An 8010-nucleotide genomic window follows, 5' to 3' on the forward strand; every position below is an offset into this window, starting at 1 on the left:
GGGCTCCGTCGTACGACGGCTGCTGCGGGCCGCGTCCCGAGGGGGCCGGTCCCTTGCCGCCGCGGTCGCGGGCCCACCGGGCCAGCTGGGCCACCCGCTTGACGACGAACTGGGTGTCGAGGATGCCGAGCATGCCGGCGAGCTGGACGGCGACCTCGTGCTGGGCGCCGCTGTTCTTGATGCGGGCGACGATCGGGGCGGCCTCGTCGAGGGCGGCGGCGCGGCCGGCGGGGGTGTCGAGGTCGTAGCGGACGACGATCTGGCGCAGCGCGAACTCGAAGAGCGGGGTGCGGGGTTCGACCAGGTCGGCCACCGCGTCGTCGCCCTTGGCGAGGCGCAGGTCGCAGGGGTCCATGCCGTCGGGGGCGATCGCGATGTAGGTCTCGGCGGCGAACTTCTGGTCGTCCTCGAAGGCGCGCAGGGCCGCCTTCTGGCCGGCCGCGTCGCCGTCGAAGGTGAAGATCACCCGGGCCGAGCCGTTGTCCATGAGGAGGCGGCGCAGGATCTTGATGTGGTCGCCGCCGAAGGCCGTGCCGCAGGTCGCGATGGCGGTGGTGACGCCCGCGAGGTGGCAGGCCATGACGTCGGTGTAGCCCTCGACGACGACGGCGCGGGAGGCCTTGGCGATGTCCTTCTTGGCGAGGTCGATGCCGTACAGGACCTGGGACTTCCGGTAGATCGCCGTGTCGGGGGTGTTGAGGTACTTCGGGCCGTTGTCCGCCTCGTAGAGCTTTCGGGCGCCGAAGCCGACGACGTCTCCGCCGATGTCGCGGATGGGCCACATCAGGCGGCCGCGGAAGCGGTCGATGGGGCCGCGGCGGCCCTCCTGGGCGAGACCGGAGAGCAGGATCTCCTTGTCGCTGAAGCCCTTGCCGCGCAGGAAGCGGGTGAGGTGGTCCCAGCCCTGGGGGCTGTAGCCGACGGAGAAGTGCGCGGCGGCGGCCTGGTCGAAGCCGCGCTCGGCGAGGAACTGGCGGCCGGTGTCGGCCTCCGGGCTGGTGGCCAGCTGCTCCATGTACCAGTCGGCGGCGATCTTGTGGGCCTCGACCAGGCGGATGCGCTCGCCGCGCTGGTGGGAGGGGTTGTAGCCGCCCTCCTCGTAGCGCAGGGTGATGCCGGCCTGGGCGGCGAGGCGCTCGACCGCCTCGGAGAAGGAGAGGTGGTCGACCTTCATCACGAACGTGATGGTGTCGCCGCCCTCCTGGCAGCCGAAGCAGTGGAAGAGACCCTTGCTCGGGCTGACCTGGAAGGACGGCGACTTCTCGTCGTGGAAGGGGCACAGGCCCTTGAGGTTGCCACCGCCCGCGTTGCGCAGCTGGAGGTACTCGGAGACGACGGCGTCGATCGGGACCGCGTCCCGTACCGCCTTCACGTCCTCGTCGTTGATCCGTCCTGCCACGCGTGAAGTCTACGGGGAGGTACTGACACCTACGGGACGAGGCCGACGAGCGGAACGTGCGGGTCGGCCAGCGCCTCCGTGTCCACCTGAGCCCCGGAGCGGATCAGTGCCTGGATCGGCTCCGTGACGTCCCACACGTTGACGTTCATCCCGGCCAGCACGCGGCCCTGCTTCACCCAGAAGGCGATGAACTCGCGCTTGCCGGCGTCTCCCCGGATCACCACTTCGTCGTACGAGCCGGGGGGCGCCCAGCCGCTGTACTCCATCCCCAGGTCGTACTGGTCGGAGAAGAAGTAGGGCACCCGGTCGTACGTCACCTGGCGGCCCAGCATCGCGCGTGCCGCGGCCGGGCCGCCGTTGAGCGCGTTGGCCCAGTGCTCGACGCGCAGCCGGTTGCCGAAGAGGGCGTGGTGGAAGGAGGCCACGTCACCGGCCGCGTAGATGTCCGGGTCGGAGGTGCGCAGTTGCGCGTCCACGGCGACGCCGCCGCCGTGCGCCCGGTCCGCCAGTTCGAGCCCGGCGGCCTCCGCGAGGGCGACGCGGGGGGCCGCGCCGACCGCCGCGAGGACGTCGTGCGCGGGGTGCTCCTCGCCGTCGTCGGTGCGGGCCGCGAGGACCATGCCGTCCTGTCCGACGATCTCCGTCAGTCTCGCCCCGAAGTGGAAGCGGACGCCGTGCTCGCGGTGCAGTTCGGCGAAGAGGTTGCCGAGCTCGGGGCCGAGGACGGAGTGCAGCGGGGTGGACAGGGGTTCCACGACGGTGACCTCGGCGCCGTACTCCCGGGCCGCCGCCGCGACCTCCAGGCCGATCCAGCCGGCGCCGGCGATCACCAGGTGGCCGTTGTCCCGGCCCAGGGCGGCGAGGACGCCCTTGAGGCGCTCGGCGTGGGCGAGGCGGCGCAGGTGGTGGACGCCCGCGAGGTCGGTCCCCGGGATGTCCAGCCGGCGCGGCTCCGCGCCCGTCGCCAGCAGCAGCTTGTCGTAGCGGACCGCGGTGCCGTCCTCGCCGAAGCGGACGGTCTTCGCCGCGCGGTCGATGGCGTCCACGGTCTCGCCGAGGTGCAGCTCGATGTCGTTGCGCGCGTACCAGGCGGGTTCGTGCACGAAGACGCTGTCGCGCTCCTCCTTGCCGAGGAGGTAGCCCTTGGAGAGCGGCGGGCGCTCGTAGGGGTGGTCGCGTTCGTCGCAGATCAGTATCACGCGGCCGGTGAAGCCCTCCGTCCGGAGCGTCTCGGCCGCCTTCGCGCCGGCGAGACCTCCTCCCACGATGACAAAAGTCTGATCCGCGTCGACCACTTGATTCCTCCTCGTAAGGGTGCCGCCACATGGGAGCGTCCCGCACGGAGCGTGATGGGGGAAGAGGGAGTGGCCCGATCAGGCCACGGAGGGTCACATTCGGGCGTCTTTCCCGTCACTCCTGTCATATGTGTTCTACACGTGCCCCATGAGACGGGCGTGAAGCGAGCGGGCGGACGCGTCGGTGAGAGACGCGATCTGGTCGACGATCACCCGCTTGCGCGCGCGGTCGTCGGACGCCCGGTCGAACAGCGCCCGGAACTGGGGGTCGAGGCCGTCCGGGGCGCGGGCGGTGAGCGCCTCGGCGAGCTCGGCGACCACGATCCGCTGGTCGGCACGCAGCCGCTCCTGCTCGGCGCGCTGCATGACGTACCGGTCGGCCACGGCCTTGAGCACCGCGCACTCCAGGCGGATCTCGTGCGGTACGACGAGTTCGGCGCCGTATCTCGTGAGCCCCCCGGTGTCTCCCCCAGTGCCCGAAGGGCCTGGGCGGTGTCCCCATCGCGCACGGGTGGCGGCCTCGGCGGACAGGCAGAAGCGGCCGATGAGCTGGCTGGTGGCGTCCTTGAGGCGGGCCTGCGCCACGGCCGAGCCGTCGTAGCCGTGCGGCCACCATTCCTGGTTCTGCAGGCGGTCCAGGGCCGCGGCGAGCTCGGCGGGGTCGGTGTCCTCGGAGACGTACCTGCCGAGGGCGACCTCGAAGACCGCACGGCGTTCCGGTTCGGCGTGCAGGCAGTTGGGGTCGATGTGGCCCGCGTGCAGTCCGTCCTCGACGTCGTGCACCGAGTACGCCACGTCGTCGGACCAGTCCATGACCTGGGCCTCGAAGGTGGTGCGGGCGTCGGGGGCGCCCTTGCGGATCCAGTCGAAGACCGGGCGGTCGTCCTCGTAGACGCCGAACTTGCGGGAGCCGGGGTCGGTGGGGTGCGCTCCGCGGGGCCAGGGGTACTTGGTGGCGGCGTCCAGGGTGGCCCTGGTGAGGTTGAGGCCCACCGAGCCCTCCTCGGTGAACCGCTTGGGTTCGATGCGGGTGAGCAGCCGCAGGGACTGGGCGTTGCCCTCGAAGCCGCCGCAGTCCTCCGCGAACTCGTTCAGGGCGTGTTCGCCGTTGTGGCCGAACGGGGGGTGGCCGAGGTCGTGGGCCAGACATGCGGCCTCCACGAGGTCGGGGTCGCAGCCGAGGGCCGCGCCGAGCTCGCGGCCCACCTGGGCGCACTCCAGGGAGTGGGTGAGCCGGGTACGGGGGCTGGCGTCCCACATCTGGTTCCTGGTGCCCGGCGTGACGACCTGCGTTTTGCCGGCGAGCCTTCTGAGCGCGGCGGAGTGGAGGATGCGGGCGCGGTCGCGCTGGAAGGCGGTGCGGCCGGGGCGCTTGTCGGGTTCTGGCGCCCAGCGTTCGGTTGACTGCGGGTCGTACGGCATGTCTTGACAGTACGGGCAGGGACTGACAATTCGCCGGTCCGTCTGCCGAGTGCTGTCATACGGCGAGTGCGGGCAGTTCGTGGCTGGTCGCGCCCCGCGGCGGAGCCGCTGATCGATGCAGCCCCGCGCCCCTCCGGTCGGCGACCTGGTCGTAGCGGTGCAGGATGAGGTCGGCCATCGCGGGGTGCGTGCCCAGGGGGGCCGCGGCGATCCACGGGGCCTTCTCCGCGCACTGCCGGGCGAACAGGCCCGGTGCCGTGAAGTACGACGCCACCGCGACCCTGTGGCGGCCCCTGGCCGTCAGCGCCCGGATCGCCGTCTCGACGGTGGGGGTCGCCGCCGAGGCGTAGGCGGGGACCACGGGGACCCCGAGGCGGTCGGCCAGGAGCTGAGCCGTGCGGCGGGTGTCCGCCGCCGAGTCCGGGTCCCGGGAACCGGCCGCCGCCAGGACCACCGCGCTCTCGCGCCGGACCGCCTCGTCCGCGCCGGTGGGCCAGCCCGCCTCCACCAGGCGGGCGTGCAGGGTCTCCACCAGGAGGGGGTGCGGGCCGAGCGGGTCCGCCACGCGCGCGTGTGCCGGGGAGGCCGCCGCCATCTCGGGGATGTCGCGCTTGACGTGGTAGCCGCGGGACAGCAGCAGGGGGACCAGGACCGCTTCGGCCGGGCCCAGGGAGGCCAGGGTGTCGGGCAGCAGGGGCTCGTTGAGCTCGATGTGGCCCAGGTGCACCGGCAGGCCGGGGCGCTGGGCGCGGACCTGGTCCAGGAGCTCGTGCACCGTGGCGAGGGTGCGCGGGTCGCGGCTGCCGTGGGCCACCAGGACGAGCGCGGCAGGCTCGGGGCGGCGTCGGCCGTCGAGACGGACGAGACTGGGCTGGCTGCTGGTCCGGTTCATGGATCGATGGTGTCCGCCGTAGGTTGCCTGCCCGTTTCACGGCAATGACGGGTCCTTTCCGGCGGTTCACCGTGCCGGGCCGCGGGATGTGAGGAGGCGTGACCTGCGGTTTCGCGCCGGGAAGTGAGCCTGCTCACGCGCCGCCGGCCGAACCGGCCGGCCCGGGAGCACGTCTTCGCTGGTCGGAAGCTGGTCGGAAGACGAGCGGGGAGGGACCGTCCGATGCGACTGCCGAGGGTTCGCAGACCGCGCCTGCCACGCACGCGTGCCGGGCGGCGCAGGCTCGTGCAGGCCGTGATGGCGGGGTGCGTGCTGGCGCTGCTGCCGTCGACGTGGATGTACGTCGTGACGGGCGACCGGCTGCGCACGACGGCCGACGTGCCGCGCACCGAGGTCGCCGTCGTCTTCGGGGCGGGGCTGTGGGACGGCGAGCCGTCGCCGTACCTCGCCCACCGGCTCGACGCGGCGGCCCGGCTGTACCGGGAGAACCGGATCGAGGTCGTCCTCGTCACCGGCGACAACAGCCGCGAGGACTACGACGAGCCCGACGCCATGCGCGCGTACCTGACCCGGCACGGCGTCCCGGGCACCCGGATCGTCAGCGACTACGCGGGCTTCGACACCTGGGACTCCTGCGTCCGCGCCCGGAAGATCTTCGGTGTGCACCAGGCCGTGCTGATCAGTCAGGGGTTCCACATCCGGCGCGCGGTCGCCCTCTGCCAGGCGGCCGGTGTCACCTCGTACGGCGTCGGCGTCGACGCCAAGCACGACGTGACCTGGTACTACGGCGGCACCCGGGAGATCCTCGCGGCGGGGAAGGCGGCCCTGGACGCGGTGTTCCAGCCCGATCCGCGGTTCCTGGGGCCGAAGGAGCCCGGGGTGACGAACGCGCTGGCGTCGGCACGCTGAGCCGGACGCACGGCGGGACCTGGGCGGGACACGAGGGCCCAGGGGCCGGACGCCATGGCCCGGGGGCCGGACGCGACGGTCCGGCCCCCGGGGGACGCGGTCAGCGTCCGGTGAAGCGCGGGGCGCGTTTCTCCAGGAATGCGGTCATGCCCTCCTTCTGGTCCGCCGTCGCGAACAGGGCGTGGAAGACCCGGCGTTCGAAGCGGATGCCGTCGCGCAGGCCGGTCTCCAGGGACTGCTGCACGCACTCACGGGCCGCCCTGACCGCCGTGCGCCCGTACGAGGCGATCGTCGCGGCCGCCTCCAGGGCCTCCGGCAGGACCCGGTCGTCCGGTACGACACGGGAGACGAGGCCGCAGCGCCCCGCCTCCCGCGCGTCCATGGTGCGTCCGGTGAGGACCAGGTCCATGGCCTTCGCCCGCCCGACCAGGCGGGTCAGGCGCTGGGTGCCGCCGATGCCGGGGATCACGCCGAGCTTGACCTCGGGCTGTCCGAAGACGGCCGACTCGCCCGCGACGACGAGGTCGCACATCATCGCCAGTTCGCAGCCTCCGCCGAGCGCGGGGCCGTTGACGGCGGCGATCTTCGGGGTGCGCAGGTCCGCGAACTCCTCCCATCCCGCGAAGTAGTCCTCGGCCGCCATGTCCACGGCCGATCTGCCGGCCATCTCCTTGATGTCGGCGCCCGCGGCGAACACCCGCTCCGAGCCGGTGACGACGAAGCAGCCCACGTCCTGGTCGTCGTCCAACGGGCGCAGGACGTCGAGGAGTTCGGCCAGCAGCGCGGAGCTGAGCGCGTTCAGGACGTGCGGGCGGTGCAGGCGGACGATCACGACGCCGCCGTGCCGTTCGAGTTTCAGATGGTTCATCGGGCTTCCCTTCTACGAGTCCCAGATCGCGCCGTACGCGGGGATGCCCCGCCGCTCCAGGCCGTGCACCACCTGCCAGGTCAGCTTCTTGTTGGAGATGCAGATGACGGCCTCGGCCCCGAAGTCCCGGCATGCCTGGTACGCGAGGCGCACCATGTCGGGCTTGCCGTGCCGGGAGGTGTCCCAGACCAGCGCGTGCGGCTGGACGGCGAGGATCTCGTCGACGAGGGCGTCGCCGTAGGTGGCGCGGGGGTCGCGGGTGGCCCAGACCAGGCGGGAGGGGACCTCGGCGGCCAGCAGGTGGGGCAGGCAGGGGCCGATGCCGCTGCCGGTCGCCACGTAGACCACCTTCTTGAACAGGACCTCGATGTTGGCGACCCCGGCGGTGGTGATGCCCTTGACCCAGACCTTCGCCGGCTGGTCGTCGATGAAGGCGCCCGTCCAGTCGCCGGCCCGGGAGATGGTGAGCCGGAAGCCGGGTTGGCCGGGTGCGGGGACGTTGGCGAAGGAGTGCCACTCCTTCAGCGGGCTGCGGCTGATCGCCGTGGAGGAGCCCGCGAAGGGGGTCTCGCCGTGGTCGAAGCGGGCCAGCACGACGTGGGAGGAGGGGCGTTCGAGGCGTACGGCGACCTTGCGCAGCCGGAGCCAGGGCAGGGCGACGCTGAAGGTGACGACCGCGAGGACGGTCACCTCGAAGGGGCCGGGGCCGGCGAGGAGGGTGTGGGCCCAGAAGAGGAGCAGGGCGGTCCAGCCGCCGAAGCGGTGGATCCTCTCGAAGTGGTCGTGGTGGCGGGACCGGAAGGGCGGCAGGGCCGTGGCCACGATGAGCGCCAGGAGGGCCAGCAGGGTCCAACCGACCGCCATGAGGGGGACATCGCGGGTCCCGACGGTCAGGGCCAGGAACCAGGCCGTGCCCGCCAGTGCCCCGCCCACGTGCAGGCCGCCGAAGTGGTAGACCTTCCCGAGCGTCCAGCGGACCTTCAGGGGCCAGCTCGTCGGAGCCGAAGTCGCCAGCCGGAACAGGAGGTTGACGACGTACTGCTGGCGGACGACGACGGCCAGGGCCAGGTTGACGAGCGCCGCGTGGCCCATGGTCCGCGCCGAGGGCGACCAACTCGCGTACAGGAAAACGAGGTTGGCCGTGACGACCAGGGCCGCCAGCCGGTTGTAGTGCATCAGGCGGGGGTGCTTGAACAGCCGGCGGGGCCCCGGGGTGAGCGGGGGG

Annotated in this window: 7 protein-coding genes; 1 reads left to right on the forward strand and 6 read right to left on the reverse strand. The window is 72.4% G+C overall.

Going from position 1 to position 8010, the window contains the following annotated elements; genetic code table 11:
* The 4 genes from dnaG to EHS43_RS30940 all read right to left on the reverse strand — a co-directional run.
* A partial coding sequence (dnaG, locus tag EHS43_RS30925; protein ID WP_125194001.1) for a DNA primase occupies positions 1-1399 on the reverse strand: 1399 nt, incomplete at its 3' end.
* Between the two features lie 29 nt (positions 1400-1428).
* Positions 1429-2694 carry an NAD(P)/FAD-dependent oxidoreductase gene (locus EHS43_RS30930; RefSeq protein WP_125194002.1) on the reverse strand — a complete coding sequence of 422 codons (1266 nt, stop codon included), beginning with the start codon at positions 2692-2694 and terminating at the stop codon, positions 1429-1431.
* A 135-nt stretch (positions 2695-2829) separates the two neighbouring features.
* Positions 2830-4116, reverse strand: coding sequence for a deoxyguanosinetriphosphate triphosphohydrolase (locus tag EHS43_RS30935; protein ID WP_125194003.1), 1287 nt, complete (start codon positions 4114-4116; stop codon positions 2830-2832).
* A gap of 55 nt (positions 4117-4171) precedes the next feature.
* Positions 4172-5008 carry a sirohydrochlorin chelatase gene (locus EHS43_RS30940; protein ID WP_125194004.1) on the reverse strand — a complete coding sequence of 279 codons (837 nt, stop codon included), beginning with the start codon at positions 5006-5008 and terminating at the stop codon, positions 4172-4174.
* A gap of 222 nt (positions 5009-5230) precedes the next feature.
* On the opposite strand from EHS43_RS30940, the gene EHS43_RS30945 reads away from it, so the two are divergent.
* Positions 5231-5917, forward strand: a complete 687-nt coding sequence (locus EHS43_RS30945; protein WP_125194005.1) for a vancomycin high temperature exclusion protein — start codon at positions 5231-5233, stop codon at positions 5915-5917.
* 100 nt (positions 5918-6017) lie between these two features.
* Here the strand turns inward: EHS43_RS30945 and EHS43_RS30950 are convergent, their stop codons facing one another.
* Both EHS43_RS30950 and EHS43_RS30955 read right to left on the reverse strand, forming a co-directional pair.
* Positions 6018-6785 carry an enoyl-CoA hydratase-related protein gene (locus tag EHS43_RS30950; protein ID WP_125194006.1) on the reverse strand — a complete coding sequence of 256 codons (768 nt, stop codon included), beginning with the start codon at positions 6783-6785 and terminating at the stop codon, positions 6018-6020.
* A 12-nt stretch (positions 6786-6797) separates the two neighbouring features.
* Positions 6798-8010: hypothetical protein (locus tag EHS43_RS30955; protein WP_125194007.1), on the reverse strand; the 1213-nt coding region annotated here is incomplete at its 5' end.

It is taken from the genome of Streptomyces sp. RP5T (genome assembly GCF_003933965.1).
Lineage (GTDB): Bacteria > Actinomycetota > Actinomycetes > Streptomycetales > Streptomycetaceae > Streptomyces.